Consider the following 14,562-nt stretch of genomic DNA (forward strand, 5'->3'; position numbering starts at 1 on the left):
CCCCTTCCTCTCGACCGTACGATGGACGGGGTCCAGTGCCGTACCTAGGAGGATGACCGTGGCGGACGAGCTCACCCCGGAGACCCCGGAAGAGACCGAGAAGCCGATCAAGCAGCGGAAGAACGGCCTGTACCCGGGCGTGTCCGACGAGCTGGCCGAGAACATGAAGTCCGGCTGGGCCGACACGGAGCTGCGCGACCTGGAGCCGATCGCCCAGGCCGCCGAGACCGCCGCGCGGCGCGCCGCGCTGTCGGTGCGTTTCCCGGGCGAGCGTCTGGTGATCCCGGCGGGCAACCTGAAGACCCGCTCGAACGACACGGAGTACCCCTTCCGCGCGTCGGTGGAGTACGCGTATCTCACCGGGAACCAGACCGAGGACGGGGTGCTCGTCCTGGAACCGGTCGGCGACGGCCATAAGGCGACGATCTACCTCCTTCCGCGCTCCGACCGCGAGAACGGCGAGTTCTGGCTCTCCGGCCAGGGCGAGCTGTGGGTCGGCCGCCGGCACTCGCTGAGCGAGGCGGAGAAGCTGTACGGCATCCCGGCCGCGGACGTGCGCGAGCTGGCGGACGCGCTGGCGGAGGCCACGGGTCCGGTCCGGGTCGTACGAGGCTACGACGCCGGCATCGAGGCCGCGCTCACCGACAAGGTCACCGCCGAGCGGGACGAAGAGCTGCGGGTCTTCCTGTCCGAGGCGCGACTGGTCAAGGACGCGTTCGAGATCGGCGAACTGCAGAAGGCCGTCGACTCGACCGTGCGTGGCTTCGAGGACGTGGTGAAGGTCCTCGACAAGGCCGAAGCGACCTCCGAGCGCTACATCGAGGGCACGTTCTTCCTCCGCGCGCGTGTCGAGGGCAACGACATCGGCTACGGCTCCATCTGCGCGGCCGGGCCGCACGCCTGCACGCTGCACTGGGTGCGCAATGACGGACCCGTGCGCTCCGGTGAACTGCTGCTGCTGGACGCGGGCGTCGAGACGCACACCCTGTACACCGCCGATGTCACGCGGACACTGCCGATCAACGGGCGGTTCAGCGAGATCCAGAAGAAGATCTACGACGCCGTGTACGAGGCTCAGGAGGCCGGGATCGCGGCGGTGAAGCCGGGTGCGAAGTACCGGGACTTCCATGACGCCGCGCAGCGGGTGCTGACCGAGAAGCTGGTCGAGTGGGGGCTCGTCGAAGGGCCGGTGGAGCGGGTGCTGGAGCTGGGGCTGCAGCGGCGGTGGACGCTGCATGGCACCGGGCACATGCTCGGGCTGGATGTCCATGACTGTGCGGTGGCCCGGACCGAGACGTATGTCGACGGCACGTTGGAGCCGGGGATGTGTCTGACGGTGGAGCCGGGGCTTTACTTCCAGGCCGACGATCTGACGGTGCCGGAGGAGTACCGGGGGATCGGTGTGCGCATCGAGGACGACATTCTGGTGACGGAGAGTGGGAACCGGAATCTGTCGGGTGGGCTTCCTCGGCGGTCTGATGAGGTGGAGGCCTGGATGGCGGGCCTCCAGGGCTGATTCGTCGGCTGCGGGTCGTCTGTGGCTGGTCGCGCCCACGCGGCGGAGCCGCATATGTCACAGCCCCGCGCCCCTGGCGGGGTTGGGGTGGACCTGCACCTGGATGTCATCGCCGCTGAGGGGCGTCGTGCTGGGCTTGAGCGTGCACTGCGCGACGCCGTTCGGGATGGGCGGCTTGCTCCCGGGGCTCGGTTGCCCGCTACTCGGCGGCTCGCTGCTGAGTTGGGGGTTTCGCGGGGGACCGTGAACGCCGCTTACGACCAGCTCGTCGCCGAGGGATATCTCACCGCTCGGCAAGGTGCCGGTACGCGGGTCGCCCCGCTGCCCTCCGGCCGCCGCTTGGCTGCGCGCGGTGCGGCGTGCCATCGCCACGGCGCCCTCCGCGGCGTACGACTACGGGGATCCACGAGGGCGTATCGAACTGCGGACCGCGCTGTCGGGATACCTGGGACGCGCGCGGGGTGTCATCGCGCCGCCGGAGCGGATCGTGATCACCTCCCCGGGTATGTGCAGGGACTCTCGCTGCTGACGCGTGTGCTGGGGGGCGGCACCTTCTGGATGGAGGATCCCGGGCTGCCCTTTCACCGGGAGGTGGTGCGGCGTGGGGGCGGGAGTGTGGTGCCCGTCCCGGTCGATGAACGGGGGGCGTGCGTCGAGGGGTTCGGGGATGCGGCTGCCGTGGTCGTCACGCCGGCGCATCAGTATCCGACCGGCGTGACGCTGCGTCCCGAGCGGCGGCGGGCGCTCACCGAGTGGGCACGCGCGCGTGGCGGGCTGATTGTCGAGGACGACTACGACGGGGAGTTCCGTTACGACCGGCAGCCCGTCGGTGCCCTTCAGGGGATGGCACCGGGGCAGGTGGTCTATCTGGGCACCGCCTCCAAGACGCTGGGGCCCGCGCTGTAGCAGCGCTGTTCGTGCTCAACACCGGGGCGGTGATGGCCTTTCAGGTGCGGACGGCGCGCGGGATCACGGGGCTCACGGCGGCCACGCGCGCGGTGCGGCGGTCGGGCTGGGTGATGCTGGCCGCGTGTGTGGTGTTCGCGCTGTCGGCGGGCGCTTCGTCGTGGGTGGCCGTGGCTGTCCTAGTGATCGGCGCGGTGCTGCAGGTCGTCGCCGAGATGGGGCAGTCGGCGGGGTCCTGGCAGCTGTCGTTCGAGTTCGCGCCGGCCGACCGGGTCGGTGAGTACCAGGGCTTCTTCGGCACCGGCGTGGCCGTCGCCCGCACCGCGGGTCCGCTTGTCCTGACGACGCTGCTCGTGGGGTGGGGGACACAGGGCTGGCTGCTGCTGGGCGCGGCGACGCCGGCGGCGTCGTATGCGATGGGACCGGTGGCCGGGTGGCCACCGGCCGGATGCGTCGTGACGTCAGGCCGCGGCCGGCACGCGTGCGCTGACCGGCAGCGAGTCCAGGAACAGCGCCCCCGCCAGCAGCCCCGCACTCCCCCGCGGGCTCCACGCGCGCGCGTGCAGGTCGGCGTCGAAGGCGGTCAGGGCTTCGCGGCCCGCCTCCGTCGCCGTACCGCCCGCCTCCAGGACACCGCGGGCACCGGCCTGGACGTGGCGCAGCCCCAGCGGGCCCGCCGTGTACAGCAGCTCGGTGTCCTGGAGGGTGGACATCACGGTGAGCAGGGCGTCGAGCTGGGCCTCGCCCTCCGTGGCGCCGGCCGAGCGGGCCGTGGTGAGCGCGTCCAACGCCCGCCGTACGTGCGGGAATCCGGCGCGGGCCTCGCCGCGGGCGCCCGCGGCGCCGTACTTGGCGGACACCGAGGAGCCCCGGGAGGGCCTGCGCGGGACGCGCTTGTCGGGGTGCGCGGCGATGCGCTTGGCGGTCGCGGCCACCTCGCGCGCCCCGGCCCGGGGGTCCAGGGCGGACGCCGCGACCAGCAGACCGAGCGTCCACAGGGCACCACGGTGGCCGCCGCCCGCGAGGCCCAGCGAGTGCTCGGTGCAGCGCCCGATCGCGCCCAGTTCGGTACGTAGTCCGGGCGTGGGCTCGCCGGTGCGGCGGGCCGCCGCGGCCATCGCCGCGAGGCCGGGCGCCAGCGCCTTGGCCGACCAGCGCAGGGCACGGTGGTCCTTGCGCGTGGCGCGGGCGCCCAGGTCACGTGGGTCGGGCAGGCCGGGCTTGGGAGCGAGCGCCAGCTGTCCGGTCAGCGCGGTCACGGCGGCCTGCGCCAGCCTCTCGTCCTCGCGGCTCGTCATCGTCGTACCTACGAGGCCGCGGACGCCGAAGCCGACGGGGCGTCGCTCGGCGGGGTGCCCGTGGGCGGCGTACCGCCCTCGCCGCCACCGCCGCTGCCCGCGCCGGTGTTCTCGGCGTCCGGGTCGACGCCGAGGGTGAGGAAGCCCTTGTAGCCCTGGGAGGGGTCCTTCTTGTGGACGGCCTTGAGGGTGAGCAGTCCGCTGGAGGCGCCGCCGCCGTCGTACACCATGTCGTTGTCGAGGGTGGTGTAGCTGCCGGAGTGCTGGGAGTACGGCTCCAGGGTGAAGATCTCCTGGGCGATCTCGTCGTCGAAGAAGAACTGGCCGGTGTAGTTGACCTTGCCGCCCTCGTAGGTGCCGTCCTCCTTCTCGCCGCCGGTGTGCACCTTCACGTGGATGTGGCAGGTGCGCGGGGTGTACCAGCCCGGGAAGATCGTCTCGAACTTGACGACCCCGTTGGCATTGGCGATCTGGTAGCCGCGCAGGTAGGTCTTGTCATTGGCCGTCGAGCCGTCCTCGCTCTCGGCGGGGGCCGAGCCGCCGGGGTTGGCGGTGGTGTAGCCGGAGTAGTAGCCCCAGGCGTCGCAGTGCCAGATCTCCACGGCCGCGCCGGGGACCGGGGTGCAGCCGTCGGTGGCGTCGACGACGGTGAGGCGCAGGGTCAGCGGGACGCCGCTCTTGCCCTCGGTGATGTCCTTTCGCACCAGGGCACCGTCGAGGTAGTAGGGGCCTTCCGTGACGCTCGACATCAGCGTCATGCAGGCGCTGCTGCTGGTGGCGCTCGCCGAGGCGGTCGCGGTCGCTTCGGCGGTCGTCGTCTCGTCGGCAAAGGCCGTCTGGTAACCGGCGACGGCGAGGCCGCCCGCCGCGACCGTGCCACCGGTCACCGCGAGGGCGCGGCGCCGGGTGATCGTGTTGTTCCTGTGGTTTCCCGTCATGGTCGGGAACGTATGGACGCCGTCCGTCAGGGAGGTTTGGCAGCGCTGTGCTCCGGCTGTGAATGCCGAGGCGCCTGAAGCCTCACAGCCGCGGGTGCTCGTCGTGCAGGATCCGTTGGAACATCCGGTGGTCGCGCCACTGGCCGTCGACGTGGAGGTAGCGCGGGGCGGTGCCGATCGGCTCGAACCCGCACTTCTCCAGCACGCGTTGGGATCCCGTGTTGTCCAGCAGGGTGGTGGCCTCGATCCGGTGCAGTCCGACGCTGTCGCGGGCGATGCGGCACACCTGCTGTACGGCGGCGGTCGCCAGGCCGCGTCTCTGGTGGTCGGCCGCGACCCAGTAGCCGAGATAGGCGCTGCAGAAGGGCCCCAGGGTGATGCCGGTCAGCGTGATCGTCCCGACGATCCGCCCGCCGGATGCCAGCACCCAGGGCACGAGCCGGCCCTCGGCGAACTCCCGCATCCGTGCGTCGATGCGTTCGGCCTGTCCCTCGACGGTGAAGAAGCTCTCCGGGCGGCGCGGCTCCCAGGGAGCGAGGAAGTCCCGGTTCTCGACGTAGGCCTCACAGAGCGCGGCCGCGTCGGACGGCGCGGTGAGCCGGAGTGTCACCCCGCCCGGCAGCTCTTCGGTTCCGATCTCCATCCGCCCACCCTAAGGACCCTGAAGACCGAGGTGACGGGGCTGGGCAGAGCCGCACGTATGAAAAGCGCTACTCCAAGGGGGGTGGGTGCGGTGCGGGTCGGCCGGAGGACTGACCGCCGCTCCTTGATGATCTTGGGCGTCTGCGTGTGACCAGGACTCTGACTAGGAGCAGTAGAATGTCACATAGCACTGTGCGGCCTGCGCCGCGCTCCCGCCTGATCACTTGGCTGGCAGCCCTCGGCGCGATCACGGCCCTGCTACTCGGCTCCCCGACCACGTCGGTCGCCGCCGACGCCCCGAAACCGCCCGCAGGGCCGACCGTCTCGGGCCCCGAGGCCCTGCTCCGCGGAACCCTCCAGCCGGATGCCTCACCGCCGGGGGCGAACGACTGGCAGTGCCGGCCGACCGCCGCCCACCCCCGCCCTGTCGTCCTGCTGCACGCCACCTGGTCGAACGCCAACCTGAACTGGATCATGCTGTCCACCTGGCTGAAGAACGCCGGATACTGCGTCTTCGCGCCGAACTACGGCGGGGAACCGGGAGTTCCGTTCAAGGCCACACGACACATCCCCGACTCCGCCCGCGAGATCGCCCGCTACGTCGACCGGGTGCTCGAAGCCACCGGTGCCCGGCAGGTCGACCTGGTGGGCCACTCCCAGGGCGGGGGTGTGCTGCCCCGCTGGTACCTGCGGTTCGAGGGCGGTACGAACCCGGCGGACAAGGCGCACAACAAGGTCCGCCGGCTCATCGGCCTGGCCCCGTCCAACCACGGCGCCACCGCGTCCGGCTTGGGCACCCTCACCACCGAACTCGGTCTCAACCAGACGGTGTCCCTCGTCGCGGGGCAGGCGTACGCGGACCAGATGGTCGGATCCCAGGTGCACACCACGCTCGACCGGGACGGCGACACGCAGCCGGGCGTCGACTACACGGTGATCACCACGCGATACGACGAGGTCGTCACGCCGTACCACCACCAATTCCTCAAGGCAGGGCCCGGCGCGACCGTACGCAACATCCTTCTCCAGGAGGTCTGTCCCCAGGACGTCTCCGAACATGTGTCGATCGCCTACGACTCCAACGCCCTGCAACTCGTCGGCAACGCCCTCGACCCCGCCCATGCCCAACCCGTGAGCTGCCGCTTCTCGGCGCCCCTCCTCGGCGGCTGACACGCCACACGCGTCACACCGCCACCAGGGGGGCGTCATTCCTCCACTTGAGGATCTTGTCGAAGCTGACCACCGCGCCGCCACGTCCCGGCTTGTTGCCGATCTGGACGTGGTCGGCGAGTTCCCGGATGAGGTACAGGCCGCGGCCGTGCTCGGCTTCGCTGTGGGAGGGGCGCAGACTCTGCCGGCCGGTGAAGCCCGGTCCTGAGTCGGCCACTTCGATACGGCACTTCTCGCCGTCGAGGTAGGCGGTGACGCGGTAGGCCTCCGAGGAGCCGCCGTGCCCGGTGTCGCCGCCGTGCTCCACGGCGTTCGCGCAGGCCTCGGTGAGGGCGACGGAGAGGTCGTAGGAGATGTCGGGGTCGACGCCCGCGCTCTCCATCGTGCCGAGCAGGAGCCGCCGGGCGAGGGGAACGCTCGCAGCCTCGCGCCGCAGATGGAGTGACCACCAGATGCTCATGCTCCAGCCTCCCGGCCCGCGGCTCGACATACCGTTACGTATTGCCGCAAGCGCCCGGACGTAAGCGCATCGTTGACGTGATGCCGCCCATACGGCCGATGTGCCGGAGGCGTTGATCGGTGTATGCGGGGGGGCATCTATGGCCAGGCACACCAGAAGGTGATCTTCCGGTCGTACGCCATCTTGCGGACCTGCCGTATGGGACCCGTAGGGCCAATGCGATGATTGGCCCGCCATGACTGCCCCCCACCAGCGCTGGGCGCGCTCCGGACGGGATCTCCGGGTGTTGCGGGCCGCGGTGTTCGCCGCGGTCTGCGTCGTGCTGGCCGCTGCCGGGCACGCCCTCGCCTCCTGCGCCACGGTGCCGCTGTGGACGCTGGGCGCGGGATTCCTGGGGGTCTTCGGGGTGGCGGCGCCGCTCGCCGGGCGGGCGCGTTCGCTGCCGGGGATCGCGGGACTGCTCACGGTCGGGCAGGTGGTCCTGCACTCGGTGTTCGGACTCGGGCAGCACGCCGCGACGGCCTCGGCCGACTCGACGACGGGCGCCGCCAGTGACGCCTCGCTGGTCGCGCAGGCCGCCCGGCTGCTGTGCGGGTCCGCCGCGGCGGCGATCAGCCCCGCACAGGCCCACCGGATCCTCACCGAGGCACGGATCAACCCCGTCTCGTCGGGTACGCACACCCACCATGCGGACACCGTGTCCGCGGACTCGACCACCGCCCTGTTGCCGTCCCTGCCGATGCTGCTCGGCCATGTCCTCGCGGCGATCGCCGCCGGGTGGCTGCTGCGCCGGGGGGACCTGGCGCTGCTGCGGCTCGTGGAGCTGTCGGCGCACGGGGTCGCCGAGGGGGCGCTCGTACGATCCCTGCGCGGGGCGCTCGCGCTGGCGCGTACCCTGTGCGCCGGGCTGCCCGCCACGCCGGAAGCCGGTCCGCGTCCGACGCGCACCGCACCGCTCGCGCCGCCGCGGCCCCGCACCACCGCACTCCAGCACACGGTGATCAGACGCGGCCCGCCGACCACCACGCTCGCTCTCGCCGCCTGACGCGACGCGCGCCCGCCCCTTCACGACGTACTGAGTTACGGATCCGTAAGAGGCCGCCGTCGCGCGGCACACGCGCGTGCCGGTCGTTCCAGCAGCCCTTGCCCAAGAGGCACCCACGCGCGCGTGTACCCCTCTTCACCACCGGAATCCGCGATGTCTCACTCGAAGTGGAGTGCCCGTATGAAGGCCTCTCGTCTCGCCGCCGCCGGCGCCGTCGCCGCCACGGCCGTCGTCGTCCTGTCCTCCCCCGCGTTCGCGCACGTCACCGTGCAGCCCGAGGGGACCGCCGCCAAGGGCGGTTACGCCGTCGTCGACTTCAAGGTCCCCAACGAGCAGGACGACGCCTCGACCACCAAGCTCGAGGTCAACTTCCCGACCGACCACCCGCTGGCCTCCGTGATGCCGGAACCGGTCAACGGCTGGAGCATCAAGATCACCAAGTCCAAGCTGGACAAGCCGGTCGAGTCGCACGGCGAGAAGCTCTCCGAGGCGGTCACCAAGATCACCTGGACCGCCACCGGCAAGGGCATCGAGCCCGGCTACTTCGAGAAGTTCCCGGTCTCCATGGGCGCACTGCCCGAGGACGCCGACGACCTCACCTTCAAGGCGCTCCAGACCTACTCCAACGGCGATGTCGTCCGCTGGATCGAGGAGCAGCAGGAGGGCCAGGAGGAGCCCGACAACCCGGCTCCGGTGCTGACCCTGTCCGCCGCCGCGGAGGACGGCCACTCGCACGGCGCGGAGGCCGGTGAGGAGCCCGCCGACGACGCCTCGGCGGCTGCCGCGACCACCACGGCCGACGCCGCGACCGACAGCAGCGACACCACCGCCCGCGTACTCGGCATCGTCGGCATCGTCATCGGCGCGGTGGGCGTGGCCTACGGCGTGCTCGCCGGCCGCCGGCGTACCGACAACGCCTGAGCCAACGCCTGAGCCCACCACCCGCGGTGCGCGCCGGGCGCGTACGACTCGTCCGTACGCCCTCCATGGACCCGACCGGTCCGTACGCCCCCGGCGCACGCCGGAGTTCACACATCTGGGACATTTCTCTATGCGCAAGAAGACGTTCGCGGCGGCCGCACTGCTCGCCGCCGCCACCCTGACCCTCTCCGCCTGCAGCAGCAGCGACGGCGGCGACTCGCCCGTCGCCGTGGTCTCCGAGGAGACCGCCACGGACAAGGCCGCCACCATCCTCGACAAACCGTTCGAGAAGCCGGACCTCGTCCTCACCGACACGAACGGCAAGTCGTACGACTTCCGCAAGGAGACCAAAGGCCACCCGACCCTGCTCTACTTCGGCTACACCAACTGCCCCGACGTCTGCCCGCTGACGATGAACAACATCGCCGTCGCCAAGAAGCAGCTGCCCAAGGCCGAACAGGACGAGCTGCGGGTCGTGTTCGTCACCACCGACCCCGACCGGGACACCGCGAAGGCGCTCGGCAAGTGGCTCAAGGGCATCGACACGCAGGTGGTCGGCCTGACCGGCGACTTCGCCACCATCCAGGCCGGCGCCCGCACCCTGGGCATCTCCATCGAGCCGCCGCACAAGGAGAAGGGCAAGATCGTCTCCACGCACGGCACCCAGGTCATCGCCTTCTCCCCGAAGACCGACGGGGGCTACGTCCTCTACGGCGAGGACGCCACCGTCGACAACTACACCGCCGACCTCCCCAAGCTCATCAAGGGTGAGAACCCGTGAAGCGGATCGCCCTGACCGCCACGGCCCTGGTGAGCACGCTGGTCCTGGCCGGCTGCGGCGGCTCGGCCTCCGCGGACGGCGAACCCGAACTGTCCGTCGGCGCCGCCTACATGCCCCAGCCGGTCTCGGACTCCATGGCGGCGGGCTTCCTCACCATCGACAACAAGGGCGGCACGAAGGACGAGCTGACCTCCGTCACCAGCGACGCCGGCACGGTCACCGTCCACGAGACCGTCGGCTCGGCGATGCAGGAAGTCGCCTCCCTCGACGTACCCGCACACGGTCAACTCGTGTTCAAGAGCGGCGGAAACCACCTGATGTTCGAGAAGCTGAAGCGGAAGCCGAAGCAGGGCGAGACGGTCTCCGTCGAACTGCACTTCGCCGAGTCCGGCCCGATCACGGTCGAGATGCCGGTGAAGTCGGCGACGTACAACCCCAAGACCGGGCACTGAGGGAGGGACCCACCTGTGACACAGACCATCGCCCCCCGCGTCCGGACCCTGGTGCTGCTGCTCCTGGCCGCCACCGGTCTGCTCCTCGCCGGAGCCGGACAGGCCTCCGCGCATGCCGCACTGACCGGCAGCGACCCCCAGCAGGGGGCAGTGGTCGACAAGGCTCCGGCGCAGGTGTCGCTGACCTTCTCCGAGCAGGTCTCGATGTCCGACGACTCACTGCGCGTGCTCGACCCCAAGGGCAAGCAGGTCAACAGCGGCACCCCGTCCAACGTGAGCGGCACGACGTACGCCGTGAAGCTGCACAGCGGCCTGCCCGACGGCACGTACACCGTCTCCTACCAGGTCGTCTCCGCGGACAGCCATCCCGTCGCCGGCGCCTACACCTTCTCCATCGGCGCCCCCTCCTCCACCTCCGTCTCGGTGTCCGACGAGACCGGGGGCGGCGGGGTCGTCGGCTGGCTGTACGGGTTCGGGCGGTACATGTCGTACGCCGGTTTCATCGTGCTGGTCGGCGGCGCCGCCTTCGTACTGGCCTGCTGGCAGCGCGGCTCCGGAGTGCGGGCCCTGCAACGGCTCGTCGTCTCCGGATGGATCACGCTCACCGCGGCCACCCTCGGGCTGCTGCTCCTGCGCGGCTCCTACACCAGCCGCGGGAAGGCCGACGAGATCTTCGACCTGGACCTGCTCGGGCAGGTCCTCCAGACCAAGACGGGTGCGGCCCTCGTATCCCGGCTGCTGCTGCTCGCCGCGGCGGCGCTGTTCATCGCGGTGCTGTTCGGGGCCTATGACAAGCGGGAGGAAGAGGAGAAGCGGGACCTGACCTTCGGGCTCGCGGTCGGCGGGGTCGTCGTGGCCGCCGGGCTCGCGGCGAGCTGGGCGATGTCCGAGCACGCCTCCGTCGGTATCCAGGCCGGGATCGCGATGCCGGTCGACATCCTCCACCTGCTCGCCGTCGCCGCCTGGCTCGGCGGACTCACCGCGCTGCTCCTCGCGCTGTACCGGGCGCCCGCGGACAACCCGCTCGACTCCACCGCCGTACGCCGCTTCTCGACCGTCGCCTTCAGCAGCGTCGTCGTGCTGGTCGCGACCGGGACCTACCAGTCCTGGCGCCAGCTCGGCTCCTGGTCGGCGTTCACCGACACGACGTACGGCCAGCTGCTGCTCGTCAAGATCGGGCTCGTGGCGCTGCTCGTCGGCGTCGCGTACCTCTCACGGCGGTGGACCGCCCGGCTGGCGGAGACGGTGCCCGCGGCGGCCGAGGTCGTAGCGAAGGAGCCTGCCGGCGCCGGGCCGGCACCGGCTCGAAGCAGGCCGACGGCGACTCCAAGCGGGCCGCGCAGCTCGCCCGGCAGCAGGCCGCGATGGACGCGGCGCGGCAGAAGCGGTCACGGGACGCCGATCCGAACCGGTTCGGGCTCCGGCGCTCCGTGCTCGCCGAGGCAAGCGTCGCCGTCGTCCTGCTCGCCGTCACCACCGTGCTCACGCAGACCGAGCCGGGACGCACCGAGGAGGACGCCAAGGCCGCGACCTCGTCCGCCGCTTCCTCCTCGGACTCGGCGTCCGGGGCGCTGACCCTGGACATGCCCTTCGACACGGGCGGCGAGGACGGCAAGGGCCTCGTACGGATCGACCTGGACCCCGCGCGCGTGGGCGGCAACGAGATGCACGTCTACGTGCAGCGTCCCAATGGCCGGGCCTTCGACATCCCCGAGGTGAAGGTCGCCTTCACCCTCGAAGCCAAGGACATCGGGCCGCTCCCCGTCACCCCCGACCACATCACCACCGGCCACTGGTCGGCGACCGGGGTGCAGATCCCCATGGCCGGCGAGTGGAAGATCGCCGTGACCGTACGGACCTCCGACATCGACCAAGTGACCGTCGACAAGAACGCGCAGATCGGCTGAACCACCATCATGGCTGACCACACGTCCATCCCTGGGGCCCGTACTCCTGACGCTCCTGACGCGGCTCCTGTCGCTCACGAGGGCATTTCGCGGCGGAAGCTCCTCGGCACCGCCGGTGCCACCGGGCTCGTCCTCGGCGCGGCGGGCGGTGCCGTGGGGTACACGGCGGCGCCCTCCGAGGCCACTCCGCTGACCTCGCTCGGCGCCGGGCAGGCGATGTTTCACGGGAAACATCAGCCCGGCATCACCGAGGGGCTGCAGGCTCGCGGGCACCTGATCGCCTTCGACCTGACGGCGGGGGCGGGGCGCAAGGAAGCCGCCGCGCTGCTGCGGCGCTGGTCGGAGACGGCACAGCGGCTGATGGCGGGGGAGGCGGCGAAGCAGGACGACACGGATGTGGCACGGGACGCCGGGCCGTCCTCGCTGACGGTCACGTTCGGCTTCGGGCACAGCTTCTTCGCCCGTACCGGCCTGGAGAAACAGCGGCCGGTCTCCCTCGACCCGCTGCCCGACTTCTCCTCCGACCACCTCGACAAGAACCGCAGCAACGGCGACCTGTGGGTCCAGATCGGCGCCAACGACGCCCTGGTCGCCTTCCACGCGCTGCGCGCCATCCAGAAGGACGCGGGCAGCGCGGCCCGCATCCGCTGGCAGATGAACGGCTTCAACCGCTCGCCGGGCGCCACCGCCCACCCCATGACGGCACGCAACCTCATGGGCCAGATCGACGGCACCCGCAACCCCAAACCGAGCGAGTCCGACTTCGACCAGCGGATCTTCGTGCCGGCCTCCCCGTCGAACGACCCGCAGTGGATGGCCAACGGCTCCTACGCCGTCGTACGACGGATCCGCATGCTGCTCGACGACTGGGAGCAGCTCTCGGTCAAGGCCCAGGAGGACGTCATCGGGCGCCGCAAGTCCGACGGGGCGCCGCTGTCCGGGGGCGGCGAGACGACCGAGATGGATCTGGAGAAGACGGACGCGCAAGGGAATCTCGTCGTCCCGATCAACGCCCATGCGCGCATCACCCGGCCCGACCAGAACGGCGGGGCAGCGATGCTGCGGCGGCCCTTCTCGTACCACGACGGTTTCGACACGGACGGCGTGCCGGACGCGGGGCTGCTGTTCGTCTGCTGGCAGGCCGATCCGCTGCGCGGCTTCGTGACCGTGCAGCGGAAGCTGGACCGGGGGGACGCGCTGTCGAAGTTCATCCGGCACGAGGCGAGCGGGCTGTTCGCGGTGCCGGGTGGGGCTGCGGAGGGGGAGTACGTGGGGCAGCGGTTGCTGGAGGGGTGAGAGTGGCCGGTCCCAGAGGCTCCGGTGAGATACGTGGGCCGTGTCACCGGGGCCCCATTAGGGTGAGGTCATGCCAGCCAGCTATGCGTATCTCGGCCCTGAAGGCACCTTCACCGAAGTCGCCCTGCGCACCCTTCCCGAGGCGGCCACCCGGGAGCTGATCCCCTACGTGTCCGTGCAGTCCGCGCTCGACGCGGTCCGGGGCGGTGAGGCCGAGGCCGCGTTCGTACCGATCGAGAACTCCGTCGAGGGCGGCATCACGACCACGCTCGACGAGCTGGTCGCGGGCGCCCCGCTGATGATCTACCGCGAGGTGCTGCTGTCCATCACCTTCGCGCTTCTGGTCCGGCCGGGCACGAAGCTGTCGGACATCAAGACGGTCTCCGCGCATCCGGCGGCCCAGCCGCAGGTACGGAACTGGCTGAAGAACAACCTCCCGGACGCGCACTGGGAGTCGGCCGCCTCGAACGCGGACGCCGCACGCCTGGTTCAGGAGGGCCAGTACGACGCCGCCTTCGCCGGCGAGTTCGCCGCCGCCCGGTACGGACTCGAGGCCCTGGAGACCGAGATCCACGACGCCGAGAACGCCCAGACCCGGTTCGTGCTGGTGGGCAGGCCCGCCCGGCCCGCGGCGCCGACCGGCGCGGACAAGACGTCCGTCGTGCTGTGGCAGCGCGACGACCATCCCGGCGGGCTGCGCGATCTGCTGGGCGAGTTCGGCACCCGGGGCATCAACCTGATGCTGCTCCAGTCCCGGCCCACCGGCGCCGGCATCGGCAACTACTGCTTCTGCGTCGACGCCGAGGGCCATATCTCGGACCGCAGGGTCGCCGAGGCCCTGATGGGGCTCAAGCGGATCTGCCTCCAGGTGCGCTTCCTCGGTTCGTATCCGCGTGCCGATGCGCAGCCGGGGGATGTACGAGCTCCGCTGACGGGGACCTCGGACGAGGAGTTCGTGTCGGCGTCGGACTGGGTGGCGCGCTGCCAGGACGGGCGGTTCTGAGCCCGGGTTCCGGGCGGCTGAGCCTCGGTTCCGGGCAGGCAGACGGCACATGACGCGTGGGTTGCGGGCTGGTTTCGGCCGGTCCTACCTGCTGATTTACGTTATCCACAGGAGTTATCCACAGGGCACCATCTCGACCTGGGGACAAGTCGACAACGGAACGCGACTCAGTCGACAAATCTCCGTACAGCGGGCAAGTTCGTCCACAGCCCCTGTGGTCACTCTTC

Annotated in this window: 12 protein-coding genes and 3 pseudogenes; 11 read left to right on the top strand and 4 right to left on the bottom strand. The window is 70.8% G+C overall.

The features are described 5' to 3' along the window. Positions 1 to 52: 52 nt before the first annotated feature. The 3 genes and pseudogenes from QQY66_RS23795 to QQY66_RS23805 all read left to right on the top strand — a co-directional run. Positions 53 to 1,516 carry an aminopeptidase P family protein gene (locus QQY66_RS23795; RefSeq protein ID WP_301982351.1) on the top strand — a complete coding sequence of 488 codons (1,464 nt, stop codon included), beginning with the start codon at positions 53 to 55 and terminating at the stop codon, positions 1,514 to 1,516. A 54-nt stretch (positions 1,517 to 1,570) separates the two neighbouring features. Then, positions 1,571 to 2,419 (top strand): annotated as a pseudogene (locus tag QQY66_RS23800) (PLP-dependent aminotransferase family protein); the annotation flags it as partial. Next, positions 2,419 to 2,853: pseudogene (locus tag QQY66_RS23805) on the top strand (MFS transporter); the annotation flags it as partial. The pseudogenes QQY66_RS23800 and QQY66_RS23805, both read left to right, overlap by 1 nt. A 30-nt stretch (positions 2,854 to 2,883) precedes the next feature. On the opposite strand, the gene QQY66_RS23810 reads toward QQY66_RS23805, so the two are convergent. The 3 genes from QQY66_RS23810 to QQY66_RS23820 all read right to left on the bottom strand — a co-directional run bounded on the left by QQY66_RS23810 (position 2,884) and on the right by QQY66_RS23820 (position 5,301). Then, a complete protein-coding gene (locus QQY66_RS23810; protein ID WP_301982352.1) occupies positions 2,884 to 3,720 on the bottom strand; it encodes a triphosphoribosyl-dephospho-CoA synthase in 837 nt (278 codons plus the stop codon). An 8-nt stretch (positions 3,721 to 3,728) separates the two neighbouring features. Then, entirely contained in the window at positions 3,729 to 4,658 is a 930-nt protein-coding gene (locus QQY66_RS23815) for an intradiol ring-cleavage dioxygenase (RefSeq protein ID WP_301982353.1), read from the bottom strand. 82 nt (positions 4,659 to 4,740) lie between these two features. Continuing rightward, the gene (locus QQY66_RS23820; RefSeq protein ID WP_301982354.1) at positions 4,741 to 5,301 is read right to left on the bottom strand and encodes a GNAT family N-acetyltransferase; all 561 of its coding nucleotides are present in this window, start codon (positions 5,299 to 5,301) and stop codon (positions 4,741 to 4,743) included. A 176-nt stretch (positions 5,302 to 5,477) separates the two neighbouring features. Between QQY66_RS23820 and QQY66_RS23825 the strand changes: the two genes are divergently transcribed. Beyond that, on the top strand, positions 5,478 to 6,470 hold the full coding sequence (locus tag QQY66_RS23825) for a triacylglycerol lipase (RefSeq protein WP_301982355.1): 993 nt from the start codon (positions 5,478 to 5,480) through the stop codon (positions 6,468 to 6,470). A 13-nt stretch (positions 6,471 to 6,483) separates the two neighbouring features. On the opposite strand, the gene QQY66_RS23830 is transcribed toward QQY66_RS23825, so the two are convergent. After that, positions 6,484 to 6,930 carry an ATP-binding protein gene (locus QQY66_RS23830; RefSeq protein ID WP_301982356.1) on the bottom strand — a complete coding sequence of 149 codons (447 nt, stop codon included), beginning with the start codon at positions 6,928 to 6,930 and terminating at the stop codon, positions 6,484 to 6,486. A gap of 235 nt (positions 6,931 to 7,165) precedes the next feature. Between QQY66_RS23830 and QQY66_RS23835 the strand changes: the two genes are divergently transcribed. The 7 genes and pseudogenes from QQY66_RS23835 (at position 7,166) to pheA (ending at position 14,335) form a co-directional block, all read left to right on the top strand. Beyond that, positions 7,166 to 7,975, top strand: coding sequence for a hypothetical protein (locus QQY66_RS23835; RefSeq protein WP_301982357.1), 810 nt, complete (start codon positions 7,166 to 7,168; stop codon positions 7,973 to 7,975). Positions 7,976 to 8,155: 180 nt separating this feature from the next. Beyond that, on the top strand, positions 8,156 to 8,896 hold the full coding sequence (locus tag QQY66_RS23840) for a YcnI family protein (protein WP_301982358.1): 741 nt from the start codon (positions 8,156 to 8,158) through the stop codon (positions 8,894 to 8,896). 130 nt (positions 8,897 to 9,026) lie between these two features. After that, on the top strand, positions 9,027 to 9,677 hold the full coding sequence (locus QQY66_RS23845) for an SCO family protein (protein ID WP_301982359.1): 651 nt from the start codon (positions 9,027 to 9,029) through the stop codon (positions 9,675 to 9,677). Next, positions 9,674 to 10,129, top strand: a complete 456-nt coding sequence (locus tag QQY66_RS23850; RefSeq protein WP_301982360.1) for a copper chaperone PCu(A)C — start codon at positions 9,674 to 9,676, stop codon at positions 10,127 to 10,129. The genes QQY66_RS23845 and QQY66_RS23850 overlap by 4 nt, the downstream gene beginning before the upstream one ends. Before the next feature lie 15 nt (positions 10,130 to 10,144). Continuing rightward, a pseudogene (locus QQY66_RS23855) lies at positions 10,145 to 12,036 on the top strand (copper resistance CopC/CopD family protein). A 9-nt stretch (positions 12,037 to 12,045) separates the two neighbouring features. After that, the gene (gene efeB / locus QQY66_RS23860; protein ID WP_301982361.1) at positions 12,046 to 13,332 is read left to right on the top strand and encodes an iron uptake transporter deferrochelatase/peroxidase subunit; all 1,287 of its coding nucleotides are present in this window, start codon (positions 12,046 to 12,048) and stop codon (positions 13,330 to 13,332) included. A gap of 70 nt (positions 13,333 to 13,402) precedes the next feature. Beyond that, positions 13,403 to 14,335, top strand: a complete 933-nt coding sequence (gene pheA, locus QQY66_RS23865; RefSeq protein WP_301982362.1) for a prephenate dehydratase — start codon at positions 13,403 to 13,405, stop codon at positions 14,333 to 14,335. The last annotated feature ends 227 nt before the right edge of the window (positions 14,336 to 14,562 follow it).

It is taken from the genome of Streptomyces sp. DG2A-72 (assembly GCF_030499575.1).
In the GTDB taxonomy this organism is placed as follows: Bacteria; Actinomycetota; Actinomycetes; order Streptomycetales; family Streptomycetaceae; genus Streptomyces.

Bases quoted from the DNA above. Each gene is read 5' to 3' on its own strand.
- QQY66_RS23795 (WP_301982351.1), top strand. From the start codon at position 53: ATGACCGTGGCGGACGAGCTCACCCCGGAGACCCCGGAAGAGACCGAG.
- QQY66_RS23810 (WP_301982352.1), bottom strand. From the start codon at position 3,720: ATGACGAGCCGCGAGGACGAGAGGCTGGCGCAGGCCGCCGTGACCGCG.
- QQY66_RS23815 (WP_301982353.1), bottom strand. From the start codon at position 4,658: ATGACGGGAAACCACAGGAACAACACGATCACCCGGCGCCGCGCCCTC.
- QQY66_RS23820 (WP_301982354.1), bottom strand. From the start codon at position 5,301: ATGGAGATCGGAACCGAAGAGCTGCCGGGCGGGGTGACACTCCGGCTC.
- QQY66_RS23825 (WP_301982355.1), top strand. From the start codon at position 5,478: ATGTCACATAGCACTGTGCGGCCTGCGCCGCGCTCCCGCCTGATCACT.
- QQY66_RS23830 (WP_301982356.1), bottom strand. From the start codon at position 6,930: ATGAGCATCTGGTGGTCACTCCATCTGCGGCGCGAGGCTGCGAGCGTT.
- QQY66_RS23835 (WP_301982357.1), top strand. From the start codon at position 7,166: ATGACTGCCCCCCACCAGCGCTGGGCGCGCTCCGGACGGGATCTCCGG.
- QQY66_RS23840 (WP_301982358.1), top strand. From the start codon at position 8,156: ATGAAGGCCTCTCGTCTCGCCGCCGCCGGCGCCGTCGCCGCCACGGCC.
- QQY66_RS23845 (WP_301982359.1), top strand. From the start codon at position 9,027: ATGCGCAAGAAGACGTTCGCGGCGGCCGCACTGCTCGCCGCCGCCACC.
- efeB (WP_301982361.1), top strand. From the start codon at position 12,046: ATGGCTGACCACACGTCCATCCCTGGGGCCCGTACTCCTGACGCTCCT.
- pheA (WP_301982362.1), top strand. From the start codon at position 13,403: ATGCCAGCCAGCTATGCGTATCTCGGCCCTGAAGGCACCTTCACCGAA.